This is a genomic window from Candidatus Moraniibacteriota bacterium, assembly GCA_028688415.1.
Lineage (GTDB): Bacteria > Patescibacteriota > Minisyncoccia > Moranbacterales > UBA1568 > UBA1568.
Window position 1 is genome coordinate 437,018 of record JAQTYF010000001.1, and the last position, 20,537, is coordinate 457,554.

Below are 20,537 nucleotides of genomic sequence, written 5' to 3' on the forward strand. Positions count from 1 at the left end.
TGGGTATTGAAAGAAGTTGCATTTGAGAATGAAATGAAAGAAATTTATTTCTCTTTTTTCAACGAATGAAGAAGTGCTTCAAAATGCTTCAGATAGGATTTTTCTCCAAATCGCTCTTCTATTTGCTTCTGTATTGCAGGACCATCAAACATCTGTTTCCTGGCAAAGAAATCACCAAGCGCTCTCGCAAGTGCGTTCGTATCAGATGCAAGAAAACCATTTACTCCATTCACAATGATTTCACTCAGTGCTCCAGCCCGAAGTCCGAAGAATGGTTTACCAAAACTTCCTGCTTCGAGAGCAAGCAGGCCAAAGGTTTCTGGAAGAGATGAAGCGCTGACGACACACGAAGCGCTATGCATCAGCACCGCCATTTGCTCCCGTGTTTGCTTACCGAGATACGTCACCATCTCACTCGAACGTATGGCAAAACCATTCTCACACGTACCCGCGAGCACAAACGGAATACGTACCCGCTCACAGATATCAACAAGTATGTCGACTCCTTTTTCCTTGGAGAGACTGCCTCCATAAAGTGCGTATTCTCTAGGTATTTTAGCGAGAGATATTCTCTGTATCTCTTTCACTTCTTGTTTCATTACGAAATGCGGTATGATAGTGATCTTCTCGATCGACATACCCGCCTCCACCAAAATATTTTTCACATACTGACTCGGTACGATATAGGCATCGATATTTTTTTCATAGAAACCCATACTATCTTCCCAATATTTTTTGAGGACAAGAAGGAATCTTTTCCCAAAACTATACTTCTTCATAAAAAGAAATTTGTAATAGTGTTTCCCTACTTGAGGATAGTATGCGTCTTTATCCGGAGAGACGAGATTGTAGTCGTGTATGGTCATGATCATCGGTATTCCGAGCGATTTGATCGGTCCGAGTATTGAAGGCGATAACTGATGATAGATATTGTGGAGATGCACCACATCAGGTTTGAAATCATCGAGCAGTCGCTTCATTTTGCTTCGCGCTTCGAAAGACCAGAAGAGCCTCCCTATTCCGATCACTCTCTGAAGTAATGTCGAATCATATGTGTTGTATCCGACATAGTTCACTTGATACGGTGCGCTTTCGGGATCGCTCTCTTGTTTGTAATCGAGAGCGAGCGTCATAACTTCGTGCCCATTTCTTCGCAGAAGATCTCTGACATCGAGAAAATGCCGTTCCGCACCACGACGCATATACGCATATTTATTGACTTCGAGAATTTTCATAGAATTCTATAATGAAACAGCCTTGTTCTTTTTCACGAGAGTAAGCAATGTTTGTATGAGACCAAGCGTCAACCAAAAGAAAATGCTCGTGAGATTGGTTTCCAAATACGGTTGAGCGAGGAATACAACACCCTGATAACAGACAAGGGTGAGCAAAGCCATACGAAGCGCTTCGAGAAATGGGGATAAAAAAGATATCCGCCATATACGAGAAATCAAATCAAATAAAAATATACTAAGCACAACATATCCGAGTACTCCCATCTGAACAAGAAGTGCCAACCATGAATTGTGAATATTTCGTATCTCGACGAAATCTCGATACTCCCCTGATTCGACAGGTATCCGCACGCCAAATCCAGTACCAAAGAGCGGGTTCTCTGACAAAGCAGAAAAAGCACTGCTCCAAGTAGATCCACGCCATGAGATACTAGTATCCGCTGTGCTCCCGATAGACGTGAGACGCAGAGATACGGTCTCTACAATAGACTGTACCCGGTGACCGATCGTACTTGTCGGTACGATAAGTGTCAGGAAGAATGCAGAGAACAATAAGACTGATGAAGAAATAAACACAACAAGAAACATTCTCTTCGTTCGTATTCGAAGTGTTCTATCAAACAAAAACACATACGAAAAGATGAGCGATACAAACATGCCGATCCACATATGACGCATGAGTGACCCTACGATACCAAATATCCACAAAGCGAGTGCTATCCATAGGACCGCACGATACCGATACTGTTCCCAGAATGTCCCTGTGACAATCATTCCGAGTACTGCGAGAGAAAAATAAAAGGCATGAGGAAAAGAGAGAAGACGAACACCTTCTGTCGAGAGCGGTGTGAATTCCGTCCACAACCCTTCCCCTCGTATCACACCGATGATGATGAATATAATACCAAGCACCACTGCGAACAAGAAATATTTCACCACTTGTTTGATATCAGATTCATTCTCTAGTATCAGTGGTAAAACGAAGAAAAGCACTCCATAAAACACATAGTTTTTCCATGTACTGAATGCTACTGAAATATCCTCTGTATTAAAACCAATGACGCTCTCAATAAAATATATCGATGCCAAAACGAAGAAAAGAATGAGAAATACTGACACTCTGTCGAGAAAAAATCGAGCCTTGCCATATATCATTTTCGCCAACACTCCCACGTAAACTCCGAACAGAACAATATCGAGAGGGTACAGCTTGATCATCGATGTACCGAATTGAAATGATTCGAGTGTGAAGAAACGTTCAAAGAGAACAGTGAGGACAATAAGTGACAGCACTCCTGCTTTAGGACGGAGAAGCGAAAGAAAGAACAGTGGTATGGTCGCAAGAAGCATCAATCCTGGTACAAATCCGAATACCCATCGTGTCAGAGCAATGAGAGAAAACGAAAGAATAATCAAAAACACCGATCGATCCGTATCAGTTATTTTTTCTTTGATAGTGCGGATGATAAGAGCAAAATCCATAGAGCAAGTATAATGTATTCTCTTCCATTCTTCTAGAAGAGAAAAAATGAGAAGAGAGACTGACCATTCGTATTGATACAAATATTATTCTTCCACGCTGGTGAAATACTAGTATCTATTCACTACGCTACTCTCCGAGAAAAAAGTGTGGCGGATTCTTCTGTTGTTCCAGAAAAATCCGCCGACTTCGTTTAGTACGGGACAGTCTGTTTTTTTCCACACAGCATCCCGTTTTTGATCGCCCCTTCGTACTGCATTTTCACGATACGGGCAATCATACCCTGGTACCCCCGCTTGAGTTCAGACTGTTCGTCCCAACCTTTGTCAGAAGCACCGGCAGACATGAGCACGTCAGAGGCTGCGCCCATCGCTGATGAGAACCAGTCGAGTGTTATCCCGAAGTGACCGTTGCCGATCAATTTCTCAGAAAAACTGAGCTCGGGGTTTTCACGAGCCACACCACGGACGAATTGCTCCGCAAGCGGTGTACGGATGTCATACGGCAGTGCTTTCGTACGCACCGTATTCCATCCCGCGAATACTGACGAGAGTCCGCTCTTACCCTCTGTCGCGATTTTCTTCAGTCGCGAGATGTCGGTACCACCAGCACGCACCATATCTCTCCGATAGGCGCTATCGGAAGTGAGTTTTTCTGGTCTCTCGAGAGTGATCTCATCACCGTAGAGGCTCCAGAGTCTCGTCATCCGCGTGTCGGCAAATGCTCCCACCACTGGTTCGTCAATATTTCCTTCGACGATGAATACCAAACGGAGAGCACACTCGGCATAGCCGGTGTAGAGCGCCTGAGCCGGATACTCTTTTCCAGTCGTCACGCCAAACGCAATTGCGTTGTAGCGCATCCGCAGTGGGTGCATTTCTGCCATCAGTGCATCAGGGAAATTCCCGAGCACAGCAGAGAACCGTCCAGAACGGATAGCTTCTGTTTCCCTAATCCCAATAAAACTAATCGGGTCGAGGGAGACTTCCGTTTTCGCTCCGAATTCATTCGCGACTGCCATGGTGTTACCACCGAGCGTCGCACAGCCTGTCAGCAGAAGTGCCAACAAGAAAAGTATGATTCGCATCATGTGATAACTCCTGTAAAATTGAAAGGTACTCTCTGTTTTCGGGATCATTTCTGATACCGCGGGTAGAAGAATGAATCATCACTGTTCCGCCCGCCGTACCACAAAATCCTGTTTTTTCTCTCCTTTGATAACTGTATATTATACTCTATTTCAACAGAAAAGTCAAGAGCCCACAGATTCCAGTTGGAAAATGTGGGCTCTTTTTTGGCGATGTTTCTCGCCCATTGTGGGGTTACTGCGATTCGAGAGCGCAGCCGTTTTTATTGGTGCATTCGGTCACCACACCTGACAATGTGTAGGGATTGCCAGCCGGGGTAATCAGTAACCAACGACCACTGGCGTCCTTGACCTGGAACCGGCCACCGTTCTCGGAGACCTTGGACAAGACGCCGACGCCGTCCTTCATGGCGATCGGCCGTATTCCTTGGTTCTGGAAATGGACCAAGGTTTTTGCTGGAATACCCGCGACCGTGATGGTCACGTCGTCGCCCGCTTTCGTGGCCGTGATCGTACCCCCCGAAACGGCGAAGGTTTTGGCAGAAGTCAGGCCAGCGAATGCAACCAAGGCGGTTGCGAGGGAGAGGGAAAGAACTTTGTGCATGGTAACCTCCTAGGTTGCACGTTTTGATTCATTGAGTGTGGACACTCAACGGCCCGCAAAACAATTTTTGAGGACTTTCCATATTACACCAAAACAAACGTTTTGTCAATAGCTAAAAAATGCCTTAGTATCAGCCTTCTTTTCTCTACAACAAGTAAATGAAAATAAATAAAGCAAAAGGGACGGTCACACATTGTGTAAACGTCCCTTGTTGTCATTTTCGAAGCACACTTTTTCTTCACGCCAGGCCTGATATCTCGTATGTTTTCACATTGACGGATACACTTTTTATACACCTTGGATCAGAATCAAAAGTTTTGCCAAACCACCTTATTCGGGTGGACTAGAGGAAGCTTCCATTATGGCAGAGATGAAGTCAAGTTGACCATCCCTGCTCTTGGCATCAGCTTCGCGGACCTTGCCACCGAGCTCAACACGTACGAACGCGCCGACAGTGGTCAGGTCTCCGGAAGTGAGTGGCTGATTCAGATGGCTGATGCCCAAAGGTACACTCAGCTGTGGACCAAACATCAGCCACTTGTCGTACCGTACTTCGTACGTCGCCTTGAGCCAATGCTGTTCGTCCCAGTTGGTGAACGCCCAACCGCCGATCAACCGTTGACGCCACTTGTCATCATCTGAGAGCTTCGTTTCATAGAAGCCAGACAGACTGACGGAGCCACGGTCTTGGACGGGTTGTCCTGCCCAGGTCGAGCTGACGCTCTGACCGAAGGACTTCCAATATTCACCTACGATACCAGCGAGGTCGCCCTCTTTGTTCAACCGTTCGGTGTAGCCCGCGTACGCACCCAACTTGTACCCATTCTGAGTAAAGCTGTAACCTGACTCAGGATTTTCACCCCAAGACTTGTCACGGAGCAAACGGAGTTTCAGATCGAATGTCGTGAGACGGTTCCGATCGTTCACCCAATTTTTCTGGGCACCAAATTGAACGCCGTAACCGAGTTCCTGCCCGTGGTAAGCAGAGGTGAGTGAATCGCCACTGCCATACATAGCGTAGAGCCCGGGACCGGCTTGCCATTCACCATTCTGCCAGATGTAGCAAATGGTTTCGCCGTAGAGCCACTGGCCTTGATAGACCTGATTGGCATGGACGCCGGCACCGGCTTGAGCCTCACAACGTGGCTTGCCTGCTACTTCTGCAGGGGTCACATGAAACGGAGCAATAATCTCCGGCTCTGCAACAGGCACTTCTTTGGGAGGTACCATGATCACTGGTGGAGTCGACACTACGGGAGTATCGAGCACCCAGTTGTTGCAGTTCCTCACCCAGTGAAGTTTCCTTCCTGTAGTGAGGACATACGTCCGAGCCAGTACGACCACCGAGCCAGGAGCCCATGCAGTGATGACATTGTGCTTGAACGACACGGAGCCATTCTTGCAAAATGCCACTGCCTCATAACGTTCCCCTGGTTGGATGAACGTGTTGCGATGTTCACGACGAGTGATCATCGCATGGAGGTCCTGTTTCTCACTCTCTGTGAGACCCAGACTCATCCACGCCTCTTCGTTTAGAACGTTTGCGGATTTGCCACCACAATTTGTGAGTGGAGCACCGCCGACATGTGTCCAGCGAAACTCTGCTGGCGACTTGTTCACAGTTTTGACACTGCGCACAGGTACGCTGAGCTCGAGGCGTTGTCCGACAAAAATCTTGGAGCAGTCTCGCAGGCTATTCGCCAGACAGACCGCTTTCCAATTTTTTCCAGCCACCTTGCTCAATGTATCACCGGCTTTCACCGTATACACTTCCGCATTCGCCGTTCCGAAGAAGGCAAACAGTACCACCAAGAAGGTGGCGATCATTTTAATGATCATGATGCACTCCTTTGTTGGTTGATTGAAAAATAGGTCACCGCAAGGCGACCCGACCTGAGTTGCTTCACGGCACACCTCCTGTTGTTAAAAAACCACCTTGATAATCCGAAATAGACTATCTCAACTGCTTTTGATTTCTTATTTCAAAAACAGCATGACATATTCCATTTACTGAAGAGAATTTCCAGAACGAAATTCTTCTTCGATGAGACGCACAGTAAGAGTAAGAAAGAATCCAAGTACGAGTCCAACAAGGGCAATAAGAGAAAGTTTATATGCTGAAGGATTGGCCTCAATGATCGGTCCAGAAAGTAACCTCACACTCACCTTGTCACTACCAACTCCGAAAAGACTCTCACTTTTTTCCGTAAGAACAATCGTAATTGCTTGAGATACTCTGGAAACTTCGCGTTCACTCGATCCCGAAAGAACAACCTTCATAAAACCAAGTTCTGGATTTTTCTTCACTTCAAGCATTTTGGACCATTTTTCGAGACGATTTTTCTTATCTTTTGGCAAGAGATTTGCATCAATGCCTCCTGTCTCAACGACTGCATCGATGAAACTTTCAGCATACAAAATCTCGCCTAAGACACGACTCATATATTCCGCGGAACGTGTCGCAGTATAATAATCCTGACCGTCCTGTGTCGATGAAATCATAAAATCGGCACTCGATTGATATGGGGCCTGCAAAACAAATGTTCCAACAATGCCAACCAAAGCAAAAAGTGTACCAAGAAACAACCCTCGAGAGAGGCTTTCTTTGACAAGTGTCCACAATCCTTTTTTTCGAAGAAAATTCATACTATGAAATATATCTTTTAATAACTGCTTATTGTACCAAGAAATATCGAAAATGTCAAGTCTATAAAACAAATAAACCCTCTGCTAAAGGGTTTATTGCATCAATAAAGGTATTCTTCAGATGACTTCTACGAGAAAAGAGCACCAATTTTCTCTAAAATACGAAAGTTGGAGAAATCTTTGATAGTGATGAAGAGCATAAGAAGGAGGAGGAGAATAAATCCCACTTGATGAATCATCCCTTCTGTCCGACGACTCACAGGCGTTCCTTTCAATTTTTCGATGAGAACAAAAAGTATTCGTCCGCCATCGAGAGCAGGAATAGGCAGGATGTTTATAATACCGAGATTGATAGAGAGAAGCGCTGCAAACTGGAGTAGGTAAGAAATACCGAGATCGCTCATCTGTTTCGTCAGATATACGATACCTACTGGACCAGTCACATCAACTGGAGCACCCGTCTGCTCACCGAAAAGTCCCGCTATCATTGTACCAAACGCCTGCAAGATAGCGACGGTTATATTGTATGTTGCTTCAAGTCCGTGCCAGAAAGCGAGGTACCACGGATAAGCAATGACTGCTGTTTCTGAAAAAGAAATACCGAGACTCCCTTCGGTAGGAGGGTAATCCGTCCGAGGCGTTCCTGAAAGAGTCATATCTGTACCGAGACGATTGATCGTCATCTCAATATTTTTTCCTTTATTTTTTTGGATGATATCAGTCACTTGCGCAAGCGATGAGATATGCTCCCCTGCAATCGAAAGTACTTCATCTCCGAGTTGGAGTCCCATTGCTTCTGCTGGTGTCCCTTTCTTTACTTCAAGAATCTGAATTTTAGCATCCGGATATTGCGTACGATCTGAAGGATCGATAGGCTGTGCCGATCCGAGCATAAACACGATAGAAATCAGTACCCACGCAAGAACAAAGTTCATGAAAACTCCTGCGCCAAGTACCTTCACGCGTATCCATGCTGGCTTGGAACCAAAACTGTCTTGTTCTTGATTCTGACCATCTTCGCCCTTGATTTTCACAAAACCACCAAGCGGTAGCCAATTGAAAGAGTAGACGGTATGAGGGCTCTCCACTTCCTTGCTTCCCCAAATTATTTTGTAGCGTCCTGTGGCATCATCCTTCACTACTCCAAACATCCGTGGAGGGAAACCGAAACCAAACTCATCAGCTTTGATACCATTACGACGAGCCACAATGAAATGACCAAGTTCATGAACAAGCACGAGAGATCCGAGTACAACGAGAAAAATGAGGGCGGTAAGCATAAATAAATTAATTAAAAAAATTTGAAATTTATATTTTAAAATTATACTGTGAGTATGTCTTTCTCTTTTTTCTCACGGATGTCTTCGAGTTTCTGATTATATTCATCCACCACTTTCTGTAATTCATCTTTTCCTTGAAATTTATCATCCTCAGATATTTCACCAGATTTTTCTTTATCCTGGATATCTTTCCAGATACCCTCACGAACGGTACGGATAGCAATACGACCTTCTTCGGCTTTGGCGTTGAGCGTTTTGACAAAATCATGACGACGATCTTCGGTGAGTGCAGGAAGGGTGATACGGAGGGCGACGCCATCGTTATTTGGATTGAGTCCGAGATCAGACTCACGGAAAGCAGCCTCAATCAGTGCCAAACTTCCTTTGTCCCACGGCTGAATGAGGATTTGTCTCGCCTCTGGTATCATAATATTTGCTATTTGCTTGAGAGGTGTCTTTGTACCATAATAATCCACCATCAGATTTTCGACGAGACTCGGCTGAGCTCTGCCGGTGCGGATCTTGGATGATTCATTAGCAAAATGTTCGACAGCATTTTCGAAATTCGGTATTTCCACAGCAATCAATTCTTTGATCATAGTTATATGGATAAAAAATAATTATTTGAAATTACGAAGACCCAGAAATAAATACTGCGAATCAAATGGATCGTATGTGACAAACGATGCTCCTCGATCGACATTGAGTCCTGTCGTCATCCATGTTGCTCCATCGTCGACAGATTTATAGAATGCTTTTCCTGCAACAAAGACAATTTCTTTCGAATTCTTCGGATTGACAGCAATCGAACGAATTGAAAACTTTTTTGCACTTTCAATAATATTGATTTCGTCCCAATATTTCCCGAACGTTGTACTGCGGAAAAATCCTCTGCTCGTACCAGCATAAATGACACCTGATCGTGTCGGATCGGGCATGATAGAAACAATACCACTCGGAACTTTATTTTTCTGATTACGTTCATTCAAGGTGGATATCTGCTTCTGTAATCGCGTCACTTCTGCTTTATTATCACTTATTTGTGCTTTACGCATTTTTTCTTGGAGAACATCTACTTCTTTTCGTTTCAGATCTTCCCAATCATTCCACTTGATACCTCCATCGGAAGAATAATAGAGTGTTTTCCCAAAAACGAGCAGATATGTCGTGAAGTTTTGTTCTGCATCAAAAGCGATATCTGCTACCAAACCGTTGATAGCGTTTCCGACATTCTTCCAGGTCTCTCCACTATCCACACTCTTCACCACTGTTCCAGCTGCCGTTCCAGCAAAGATGACGTTTCGATCACGAAAATGCTGAGAAAGAGCAGTGACCGCGGTCTGTTGTCCTGGTTCAGTATAGACATCTTTCCATGTCGTACCTCCATCGTCTGTACGAAATATCTTCCCCCAATCATTGACCATACCAGAAGCAAACATTCGATTATCAGGGTCATTCTTATCGAGAATGAAACTATAGATTCTCTTCGGAGGAAAAGGAATGTTCATCCATTGCTCACCATTATTTTCTGTTTTGAAAATACCATTATCGACAGAACTCACATAGATTGTCCCTGGTTGTCGTGGATGATAGGCGATAGAAAGGATATCAGATTTCGTGATACTTGTTTTCTCATCAATCTGTGATTTGGGAACAAAGTTTTTTCCTCCATCCTCTGTCTTCCAGAGACTCCCTGGAAGGGCTTTGGTGACAAACGCACTATCCTCTGTGACGACAGGCTCAGTATTGGTATTCGGAGCTGGTCTATTCATACTCGGAAGCGAACAACCAGACAAAAATATTGAACTTATAAGCACTCCAAAAATCCTTTTTTTCATAATATAAAGAGAAAGATAATACCCATTCAGTATAGCATATTTTCTCTCAGACGTATTTTCTCAAAAAAAATCAAACTCCTGATGAAAGAGTTTGATATGTGTTGGTGGGTGCGGGGGGAATCCTCATCGCTCCGACTCAGAGCCGGGGCGCTACACACAGAATGCTCGCTCGCTCACATTCTACTCACGCCCTTCGATTCCCCTATAAGAAAAAAGTCTCAAAAAAAATCAAACTCCTGATGAAAGAGTTTGATATGTGTTGGTGGGTGCGGGGGGAATCGAACCCTCGACCGTTGGCTTAAAAGGCCACTGCTCTACCGACTGAGCTACGCACCCATTCATAAAAAGACGTTCTATAAAACGCAATACGATTGTAACAAGGAAAATCTTTATCGTCAACAAGAGATCCTTTCATCTTATTGCCAAATCATCAAAAGCCAATTTTTCATCATCGTTCCACCTCCTGTCTGCCGACAGGCAGGCTCACAAGAGCTCTCAGTAAAACGAAAAAAGAAGCCTCCAATCAACACACTCTTAGCTTCTTTTTTCGATCTGAGAGCTCTTGCTCAGTCAGTGTGGAAAGGATGTTGAAAAAATTCTTTTGATAAATTGGCCAGATCCACTACAAAGAATTTATACTTCAAAATGGGATTGGAGAAACAATTATCACCCTTTCTTCGCTTCTATCACTGCTTTTCCAACAAATGGTTGCAGGACTTCTGGAACAGAAACACTCCCGTCGGCATTCTGATAATTTTCGAGGATAGCGATGAGAATACGCGGACTCGGAAGCGCAGTGTTATTGAGCATAAAAGCGTATTTTCGTTCCCCTGTCGTAGCATCTTTGTATTTCACATTGAGACGACGAGACTGCCAATCAAGAAAATTGGATGCAGAACCTGTCTCACCATAGCGATTCATTCCCGGCATCCAGGCTTCGAGATCAAATGCTCGATATTTCCCAGCACTCATATCACCACTACAGATTTGTATCTTACGATATGGCAGGCCGAGTTCCTGATGCATTTCTTCGGAGATCGCTATCATTTCATCCTGCAAAGCATCGACAGATGACATATCGGCGGTAGTAATAACTACTTGTTCTACTTTCATAAACTCGTGCACGCGATACATTCCTTTGGTATCCTTGCCATAACTCCCGATTTCACTACGGTAACACTGACTGAAACCAGCAAATTTGACTGGGAGATTTTTTTCCTCCAAGACTTCTCCGGAATAGTATGCGAGAAGCGATGGCTCGGCAGTGCCTACCAAAAATTTTTCTTCTTTAGCAAGGCTCCCATCAGCCTCCTTGTCTGAGGTCGCCACCTGATAAATCTCATCAATAGCACCATCATACTGTGCGCCCTTGAAATATCCACTGCCAAAAAGAGGGAATCCTTTCACGAGTGTTGGGGGAATCATTGGTGTGTATCCCTTGGAAACGAGTTTTTGCACAGCATACATCATGAGTCCCATCACAAGAAGCATGCCTTCATTCTTCAGATAATATCCACGATACCCAGACACTTTCGTTCCGCGCTCAAAGTCGATAATATCGAGCATCATACCGAGTTCTATATGTGTACGTGGGATAAAATCAAATGTAGGCACTGCTCCAGAATTGAAGGTTTCGACATTCTGTTCCTCACTCGTTCCGATCGGTGTATCTCCTGAAATAATATTTGGCACCTGTGCCATGAGCTCATCATATTCTTTCTTCACTTCTTCAAAGAGAGGCTCTTTCTCATCGAGTTTCATCTTGATATCTTTTCCTTTGGCAATGATTTCGACACGCTCCTCTTCTGATTTTGCTTGATGAATCAGATCATTGATATCATTCTTGAGTGATTTTAATTCTTCAATATCTTGGATAAGAAGTACTCGCTCTTCTGATTTCGCGAGAAGTACCGTCAGATCAAGTGAGCTGTGTTTCGCTTGAATCGCTTTCTCTACTTCTTCTCTATTATTTTTGATGAATTGAATATCGAGCATATTTTTAGCTTCTTAGCTTCATTAGCTTTTTAGATTTCAAATGAATAGGTGGTCGCACTTGGACTCGTCCGATATTCATCGGACGCCCCGCGCATGCGGGGCGAACTAGTGACCCCTGAGCAACCTGCCTGTCGGCAGACAGGTGTGAATGCAATACTCTAAACCTCACCCCGTTAGAATTGTGGACAACACTGGATTCGAACCAGTGACCCCTGCAATGTGAATGCAATGCTCTAACCAACTGAGCTAGTTGTCCTCCACAATTCTAACGGGGCAAGCCTGAGCTATAACCTTTTTTTATTCTTCTTTTGTTTTCACTGGAGGAAAAATAACGGTCTCTCGTACAGAACGATCCATAAGAATGGCAAACAATCGCTCGCTCAAACCAAAACCACACGCCGGAGGCATACCATATTCCAGTGCCTGAAGGAAGTCTTCATCAAACATCATACCTTCGGCATCACCAGCATCACGGAGCTTCATCTGTTCTTCAAATCGTAGACGTTGATCGATTGGATCATTCAGTTCTGCAAAACCGTTTCCCACCTCACTCTTCACCACTACTGGCTGAAAACGAAGTGCCTTTCTCGGATCACTTGGATCTTTCTTGGCAAGCGGTGAAACTTCTATCGGCTGACCCACGAGGAAACACGGCTGGATCAATTTCTGTCGCACCGTTTTCTTGTAGATCGTATCAATCATTCGACCTTTGCCAGCTGATGGTTCGTATTTGATATGAAGTTCATCCGCTTTTTCTCGGAGTGTCTCGAGGCTGATATCTGAGGAAAGGTCGAGGCCTGTTTCTTTCTGAAACTCCGTAAAATAATCCACTCGAGGAAAGGGTTTACTCCAATCAATTACGTTACCTTCATGCGTCGATTGCATCGTGTCACCACACACGGCACGAGCGACGTTTTGATATAGCTTCTCTGTCAGTGCCATCCCCTGTTCCATATTCATATAGGCGGCATAAAACTCCATGTGATCGAATTCTTGCAAGTGTTCTCGGTCAATACCCTCATTACGGAAAACTCGTCCGATCTCGAATACTCGCTCATACCCACCGACGAGCAATCGTTTTAGAGCCAATTCGAGAGAGATACGCAAATAGAAATCTTGATCGAGAGCGTTGTGATGAGTGATGAATGGTTCTGCTTCTGCGCCTCCTGGGATGTGTTCGAGTACGGGTGTCTGCACCTCGAGGAATTTCTCCTCGGCGAGTGTTGTACGAATTGTTTGCCAAAAAATATTTTTCTTCACAAAAAGATCTCTCGTCTCTTGGTTTGCGAGCAAATCGAGATAACGACGACGGAGAAGCTCTTCTTCATCTTTCAATCCATAAAATTCTGTCGGGATGGGACGAAGTGATTTCGAGAGCATTTGCCATGATTCGACACGCACACTTTTCTCATTTTGTTTCGTCAAAAAAACTGTGCCTGTTACAGACAAAAAATCTCCCATTTCTACTGATTTCTTGAACAGCTGAAACATATCTTCTCCGAGAGTTTCGAGAGAAAAGAATCCTTGTACTTGTCCGAAACCATCTTCGAGATGACAAAAAGCGATTTTTCCCATCACACGAAGTGACCGCACGCGTCCCACTACCGATACTTTTTGTTCGGTATTTGAGAGACTCTCAAACTGATCAACTATCTCCTGACTCGTATGAGTGCGAAATACTGTCTCCGGATATGCGGTACCGAATGATTTTATCAATTGAGTCAGTTTCTCTTTTTTTGTCGCAACAATATCTTCACGCATAAGAAAATGGTTTTGAACCAATGTGTGTATTACAAAGACATTCTACCCCAATACAAAGGAAAAGACAAGAAACAAAAACCCGAGATTTCTCTCGGGCATACACATTATTCGATGGAGATAATCTTGTAACTGATCACACCTGCTGGGACCTTTACTTCTATCGTATCCCCTTTCTCTTTTCCGATAAATTCTTTCCCGAGAGGAGATTCGTTGGAAATTTTACCGTTTGCCGGATCAACTTCATTGGAACCGACTATCTCGAAAAAAAGAGTCTTACTACTTACCTTGACCTCTATTTTTGAACCAATGCCAACCGTAGAGGAGCTTTTCTGCTTTTTGGTCACGATAGAATCCTTGAGCATTGCTTCAAGCTCTGCAATACGAGCCTCATTTTCATTCTGACTATGTTTTGCTTCACTGTATTCTGCGTTTTCAGAGAGATCACCCTGCTCTTTCGCTTCTTTGATAGCAGTAGCAATTTCATGACGAATTTTGAGTTTGCGCTCATCAAGTTCCGTATTCAATTTTTTCAGACCTTCTTCAGTAAAAATCCTTGCCATAGTATATATCCTTACAATAAATAAAAGTTTATTTTTTGAACGAAGAATATTCTTTCGAATCATCTTCTTTCTCTCCTCTCAACAATAGACATTCTTCTTCGTTGTGTATTGCCTTGTGTAACAAAAACTTCTTTCCATGAGGAGAGAAGATGGTACAGAGTTTATATATAGTATCAAAAATGAAATAAATGTCAACCACGTCGCTCGCGAGCGATGTGGTCAATCCCATCTTTCTCTTCGCAAGTGACAATACAAATCGTGATGAATGCTATTTTTAGGCTCAATATAAGCATTATTCATGCGAATTAGATTGAGAAAAATACCAATCATAGACTGATTGGGTCAGAGGTACTGCATTGTACCCTTCTTCTCCCTGTCCCTCTACAAGGACAATCATCGACAGTGTCGGCTGTTCAAATGGAGCAAATGACACAAACCATCCGTGTGTTTTTTCCTCATTACCGAATTGCGCTGTCCCTGTTTTGCCAGCAACCTCTATCGGCAAAGTCTGAAGTGACTGAGCAGTTCCCTCTGTGACCGTCTTCCTCATTCCTTCACGAACAATGCGTAAAATATTCGTATCCATAAAATCTTTTCGCACTATTTCTGGAAGAATAGGGGTCACAACACCATTAGCAGAACGTATCTGAGCGACAACCTTCGGTACATACAACGTACCATTATTTGCAATCGCAGAGATAGAGTTGAGTATTTGGAGAGGAGTGGCGGTAATAAATCCCTGACCAATAGAAGCATGATAGTCATCACCAATATACCAACGTTCACCGATAACATCTTTCTTCCATTGTGGATCAGGAATGAATCCGTCAGCCTCACCTGGTATATCGATATTTGTCTTGCTTCCATACCCAAAAAGGTTTTCATATTTTTTCATCCGATCCATTCCGAGACCAGATACTCCTCCATATCCACCACCGATCGCATAAAAGAAAACGTCGCTTGAGACAGCAATCGCTCTTCTGATATCGGTAAAACCGTTGACTCTCCAATCACCGAAGAAAAATTTTCCAATACTGATACCTCCACGACTTTCTATTTCTCTGTGTTCATTGACGACACCTTCTTTCAGGGCAGCAGCAGCGACCACGGGCTTGATCGTCGATCCAGGAGGATACTCTCCCGAAATCGCACGGTTAAACAACGGGAGAGCGGGGTCATCGATAAGCATTTTGTATTCTTTGGATGAGATCCCTCCTACAAAAAGATTATTGTCATAACTCGGGAAACTAACAAGAGCACGAACAGCGCCATCTCTTGGATCCATAGCAATCACAGCAGCTTGTTTCAAATTTTTCTTTTCGAGCCATGTTTGCAGATCATCAAAAATCTTTTTCTGTAATTCTGCATCAATATTGAGAATGAGGTCACTCCCTAAAAGAGGCTGGACTATTCCAAGTTCCTTCTTGATATGACCCAGAGAATCTACTTCGGCTTGCTGAAATCCGTTAGTGCCATGAAGCGAGGTCTCATAACTTTTTTCAATACCTTGTTTACCAAGAGAATCTGTCACGAGATACCCCGGATGCGAAATCAGATCTTCTTTCCGAATTTTTCCTTCGTACCCGAGGATATGAGAGAAAATGAGACTGTCTGCATATTGTCGTTTGGTTGTTTTGTAGAGATTGATACCTGGAAGTTCTCGGGCTCGACTCAAAAACAAAATCGTTTCTTCTTGATCTATTTGTTCCTTCAAAATGATTGGTTCGAGAGATCGTCGATCCAGTTTCTGAAAAATGTCATCCAGCACTGCGTGATCGAGAGAAAAAGTTGCAAGAAGCACACTTTTGATTCTCTCCTGTTCTACCTGATCTTTCGGTATATCGAGAGGAATCAGTACGATGTCCATACTCGGAATATTTGATACGAGCTGTTTTCCAAAACGATCATAGATGATACCACGAGGAGCAGGTATGACGATTTTTCGTAGACTGTTGTTTTCAGCGATTCCCTGATATTCTGCCCCTTTGATAACATTGAGATAGAAAACACGTCCTCCAAAACCAATAAAAACAAAAATGATAAGAAACCAAAAAAACGTCAGAAGAGAACGATTGAGTGGCCATTCGATTTTGTCAGCATCACCTTCCGTAATCGTCAAAACGGCATCGTCTATTTCCATTCCATGTTTCTGTATTTTGTATTCATTTCTGTTGATAAAAAGTGGCATAGAGAAAAAACTATTATTTTATTCTTGAAAATTCTCTTGTGGAAAGAAGGGTCATATATCGTTCAAATCGAGTGATGATTGAAGAGACAACAAGAAATGTCGGGATGCAGAGGAGCATAGAAAACAATACGTCTTTCGAAAAAAGGAACGAAAGAAAAAAATCAATTGTAAAATATTCTTTTCCAGAAAACAGAAAAGAAAATATTCTAAATCCCACAAGAGCAGAGGCAGAGAGGGCAAGGGAAAGAGTAATACCGATAGTGCTCTGTTCGATAGAGAGTCGTCGTGAGAGGAAACTTGTCGCATAAACGAGACAAATAGCATACAGCGAGAAAATACCTGGTGTGCCAGAAGAAATAATATCAAGTAGCATAGTCGTCGGTATCACTCGCATAAAAACCTGCGGGAAAGGTATCAGAAGAGACCAAACAATAAGGGCGACAAAAATCGCTATTGGGACCGTCATCCACGGGAACAAAATATCAAAAAAAGAAATCTGAAAAGAAACAAGTGCGAGAATGAATAAAAGTCGAAAGAAAAAAAGTCTCATATGTTAAAAGACATTCTGTATAACAAAGACATATCGCATTTGATCAAATCGAAGAGGAGGTACAATCGTTGCTTTTTGAAATAGCTTGTCGCTCGAGAGATGAATATTCTGCAAGGTCCCTATCACCAATCCTCTTGGCACATCACCACCGAGTCCTGATGTGATGATAGTATCACCGACTTTGATAGTATCCTTTTGCAACACCATATCGAGTATAAGACCGAGTCCATATTCTCCCTTCACAATTCCTTTTGCTTCACTTTCGACAGAGACACCGCTAATAAGACTCTCTCCATTCGAGAGAAGCATCACTCGTGCACTGGCTGGAAATACTTCTACTATTCTCCCAACAAATATACCCTTGTCGACAATAACGGACATTCCTTCTTTCATGCCAGTATTTGCGCCCTTATCAATAGAGATCCAATTTCCCATACCAGAGACGTCTCGACCAATCACTGTGGCTGCGCGAAGATCAAATTTCTCTCTCGGGAGTAATCCTATTTCTTTTCGTAACTCATCATTTTCTCTCTGTACATCAGCATATTGTGCATTCTCTACTACTAACGATAGACGCTCTTTCTCGAGGCGTATATTCTCATCTTTGAGTTCACCGATGGAGCCAAAAAAAGTATAGAGAGCACTGAATTCAAAAGCCATCACCGAAAATACTTTCTGTACAGGATAGATTACTGTCATTACCACACTCTGTACAGGAGCAAATATCCATGCCGGACTCATTTCAACAGAGACCCATACTATACAAAACAGAATCAATGCTCGAAAAAACTTTGTTTCAGTAAATTTTCTCTGTACGATCATAAGACATAATCAAAAAACTGATACTATCCGATTGGCCTGTTTTCGGATTCTTCGACAAGCACTTCCTGCAAATGTTCCATATCATCAAGAACAATACCCGTACCACGCACCACTGCGGTCAGAGGATCTTCCATGAGACGCACAGGAATACCCGTTTGATTGGCGATAAGTTTATCAAGACCTTTGATAAGGCTCCCTCCTCCTGCAAGAATGATGCCTCGATACATGATGTCTGAGAGCAACTCTGGAGGAGTTTCTTCAACAATCGTTTTGATACTATTGACGATGATACGTGTCGATCGAGAAAGAGCTTCTCTGATATGTTCGTCTGTAGCAATCACCTCTTTTGGTAATCCAGAAACGAGATCGCGACCACGGAGAGGAAACGTCAATCGTTCCTGTTGTGGATACGCATTACCAATAGCAATCTTCACTTCTTCAGCAGTTTTCTCGCCGATCAAAATATTGAATTCATCACGACTGTATCTGACGATATCTTCATTCATCTCATCTCCTGCGATACGGAGACTCCGTGAGAGCACAACACCTCCCAATGAAATCACTGCGATTTCTGTTGTCCCACCACCGATATCTACTACCATATTTCCTGTAGCGTTGATCACTGGGAGACGAGCGCCGATGGCTGCTGCCATAGGTTCATCTATGAGAAATACCTGACGAGCGCCTGCATTCAGTCCCGCCTCAATAACAGCACGCTTTTCTACTTGCGTCACTCCTGACGGTATACCAATCAGTACTCGTGGTCGACGCAGAAAAGAAAAGTTTTCAGCTGTTACTTTGTTGATGAAATAACGAAGCATCTGCTGAGTCACTTCGAAATCACTCACGACGCCATCAACAAGAGGACGTGTGGCAACAATATGGCTTGGTGTTTTTCCTACCATCTTCTTGGCTTCACGTCCAATAGCAAGAATCTGTCCTGTGCGCTGATTCACTGCTACTACAGACGGCTCGTTGATCATGATACCTTTCCCTTTGACATAGACCAAAATATTGGCTGTACCGAGGTCAATACCGATATCTTGAGTCAAATGACTGAAAAAACGATCAATAACTGTTTTCTGAAAATTCTTGAAAAAACGATCAAATTGAAACATAAAAAAAGAGAATAAAATAGGGTATTCCCCATTCTATATCATTTCTCCGAAATACTCCAGTATTCTCAAAAAAACAGTTTTTTGGTGTTTTTTACACAGTTTCTAAAGGTGTTTTTTTAGAGAAGTACCGGCGACATATCCCGTAGTCCAGCAGAGCTGGAGGCTATATCCTCCCGAAGGACGATCGATGTTCAATATGTCACCGACACAATACAGATTTGGATAGAGACGGGAACGCATCGTCCGAAAATCTACTTCCGAGAGAGCAACGCCTCCGCTCGTCACAATTGCTTTCTCTGCACCCAAAAGTCCCGTAACTGTCATCGACATTTCTTTTGCTCCACGACCGAGAGAAAACCGTTCTTCTCGACTCAGAGCATTCACTGCTTTTTCTCCATCTATCTTCGCACGTTCCAGAAGCGCAGGAACGAAAGATGTAGGAATGATTTCATCGAGAACATTCTTGATCTTTTTATTTTTATTTTCTTCAAATATTTCTTGCAGTTTTTTATCGATCATTCCATAGTCCATCTGTGGCAAGAGGTCGAGAGCAAGAGTGACTGGTCCGTATTGCAGGAACTCGCTGATGGATTTACTCATATTGAGGACGAGCGGTCCGCTCAATCCGAAATGTGTGAACAATATTTTTCCTATCTTTTGAGGTAATATTTTTTTTCTTTTTCCTGATGCATCATTCTGAAAGAAAGAGAGTTTTGCCTCGGCGAGACTCACTCCTGACAGATCATGTACCCATTTTTCTTTCGTAATAACGGGTACCAATATTGCTTGTGATTCGATGATGGTATGTCCTATTTCCCTGAGCCACGTAAATCCATCACCTGTCGATCCTGTTTCCGGATGAGATTTTCCTCCAGTCGCGAGGATATATGCATGCGCCCGGAGACATTCGCCATTTCCAAGAAGTACACCTTCTATTATTCCATCACCCATAGCAAATCCCGTTACTGTGACACCGAGATGCATCTCGACATTCCCCTCTGTCATATATTTCGTGAGCACATCAAAGACAGATTGGGATTTATCCGTTACTGGGAAGACTCGTTTTTCTGCTTCGATTTTCGTCGGCATATCATAGGAATGGAAAAAATCGAGTGTTTTCTCTACGCCAAATTGTGCGAAAGGAGAATAGAGAAACTTTGCAGAACCTTTGAATTTCGCAAGAAAAAGATGAATGTCGAACTCCGCATTGGTTACATTACAACGCCCACCACCAGTGATGAGAAGTTTCTGACCAAGCGAGGAATTCTTCTCCAAAAGCAAAACACGTGCACCACACTGTGCAGCTCGTCCAGCAGCCATCATACCAGCCGGTCCACCTCCGATTACTATCACATCGTATTCCATAATATTAC

The 20,537-nt window shown here is 43.5% G+C and carries 17 protein-coding genes and 2 tRNA genes; all 19 read right to left on the bottom strand.

The window, feature by feature from the left end; all coding sequences use genetic code 11:
* Positions 1–44 precede the first annotated feature (44 nt).
* Positions 45–1,235 (bottom strand): glycosyltransferase family 4 protein, encoded by a 1,191-nt coding sequence (locus tag PHH40_02085; GenBank protein ID MDD2766538.1) that lies wholly within the window; start codon positions 1,233–1,235, stop codon positions 45–47.
* A 6-nt stretch (positions 1,236–1,241) separates the two neighbouring features.
* Positions 1,242–2,717 (bottom strand): O-antigen ligase family protein, encoded by a 1,476-nt coding sequence (locus PHH40_02090; protein MDD2766539.1) that lies wholly within the window; start codon positions 2,715–2,717, stop codon positions 1,242–1,244.
* 191 nt (positions 2,718–2,908) lie between these two features.
* Positions 2,909–3,805, bottom strand: a complete 897-nt coding sequence (locus PHH40_02095) for a hypothetical protein (protein MDD2766540.1) — start codon at positions 3,803–3,805, stop codon at positions 2,909–2,911.
* 232 nt (positions 3,806–4,037) lie between these two features.
* Entirely contained in the window at positions 4,038–4,406 is a 369-nt protein-coding gene (locus PHH40_02100) for a hypothetical protein (GenBank protein MDD2766541.1), read from the bottom strand.
* A gap of 330 nt (positions 4,407–4,736) precedes the next feature.
* Positions 4,737–6,245, bottom strand: a complete 1,509-nt coding sequence (locus PHH40_02105) for a LysM domain-containing protein (GenBank protein ID MDD2766542.1) — start codon at positions 6,243–6,245, stop codon at positions 4,737–4,739.
* A 168-nt stretch (positions 6,246–6,413) separates the two neighbouring features.
* Entirely contained in the window at positions 6,414–7,052 is a 639-nt protein-coding gene (locus tag PHH40_02110) for a hypothetical protein (protein ID MDD2766543.1), read from the bottom strand.
* Positions 7,053–7,180: 128 nt separating this feature from the next.
* The gene (rseP, locus tag PHH40_02115) at positions 7,181–8,332 is read right to left on the bottom strand and encodes an RIP metalloprotease RseP (GenBank protein ID MDD2766544.1); all 1,152 of its coding nucleotides are present in this window, start codon (positions 8,330–8,332) and stop codon (positions 7,181–7,183) included.
* 41 nt (positions 8,333–8,373) lie between these two features.
* Positions 8,374–8,931, bottom strand: a complete 558-nt coding sequence (gene frr / locus PHH40_02120) for a ribosome recycling factor (GenBank protein MDD2766545.1) — start codon at positions 8,929–8,931, stop codon at positions 8,374–8,376.
* Between the two features lie 21 nt (positions 8,932–8,952).
* Positions 8,953–10,104, bottom strand: coding sequence for a hypothetical protein (locus PHH40_02125; GenBank protein ID MDD2766546.1), 1,152 nt, complete (start codon positions 10,102–10,104; stop codon positions 8,953–8,955).
* A 326-nt stretch (positions 10,105–10,430) separates the two neighbouring features.
* Positions 10,431–10,506: transfer RNA gene (locus PHH40_02130), tRNA-Lys, on the bottom strand.
* A gap of 330 nt (positions 10,507–10,836) precedes the next feature.
* The gene (gene serS / locus PHH40_02135) at positions 10,837–12,165 is read right to left on the bottom strand and encodes a serine--tRNA ligase (GenBank protein MDD2766547.1); all 1,329 of its coding nucleotides are present in this window, start codon (positions 12,163–12,165) and stop codon (positions 10,837–10,839) included.
* Between the two features lie 182 nt (positions 12,166–12,347).
* Positions 12,348–12,421 (bottom strand) — tRNA-Val (locus PHH40_02140).
* Between the two features lie 41 nt (positions 12,422–12,462).
* The gene (gene lysS / locus PHH40_02145; GenBank protein ID MDD2766548.1) at positions 12,463–13,926 is read right to left on the bottom strand and encodes a lysine--tRNA ligase; all 1,464 of its coding nucleotides are present in this window, start codon (positions 13,924–13,926) and stop codon (positions 12,463–12,465) included.
* A 104-nt stretch (positions 13,927–14,030) separates the two neighbouring features.
* Positions 14,031–14,486: a transcription elongation factor GreA gene (gene greA, locus PHH40_02150; GenBank protein ID MDD2766549.1), complete on the bottom strand. Its 456-nt coding sequence runs from the start codon at positions 14,484–14,486 to the stop codon at positions 14,031–14,033.
* Between the two features lie 292 nt (positions 14,487–14,778).
* Positions 14,779–16,674 (bottom strand): penicillin-binding protein 2, encoded by a 1,896-nt coding sequence (gene mrdA / locus PHH40_02155; GenBank protein ID MDD2766550.1) that lies wholly within the window; start codon positions 16,672–16,674, stop codon positions 14,779–14,781.
* 13 nt (positions 16,675–16,687) lie between these two features.
* Complete coding sequence (locus PHH40_02160) at positions 16,688–17,224, bottom strand: hypothetical protein (GenBank protein ID MDD2766551.1); 537 nt, start codon at positions 17,222–17,224, stop codon at positions 16,688–16,690.
* A 3-nt stretch (positions 17,225–17,227) separates the two neighbouring features.
* A complete protein-coding gene (gene mreC / locus PHH40_02165) occupies positions 17,228–18,046 on the bottom strand; it encodes a rod shape-determining protein MreC (protein ID MDD2766552.1) in 819 nt (272 codons plus the stop codon).
* A 23-nt stretch (positions 18,047–18,069) separates the two neighbouring features.
* A complete protein-coding gene (locus PHH40_02170) occupies positions 18,070–19,164 on the bottom strand; it encodes a rod shape-determining protein (protein MDD2766553.1) in 1,095 nt (364 codons plus the stop codon).
* Positions 19,165–19,266: 102 nt separating this feature from the next.
* Entirely contained in the window at positions 19,267–20,529 is a 1,263-nt protein-coding gene (locus tag PHH40_02175; protein ID MDD2766554.1) for an aminoacetone oxidase family FAD-binding enzyme, read from the bottom strand.
* Positions 20,530–20,537 lie beyond the last annotated feature (8 nt).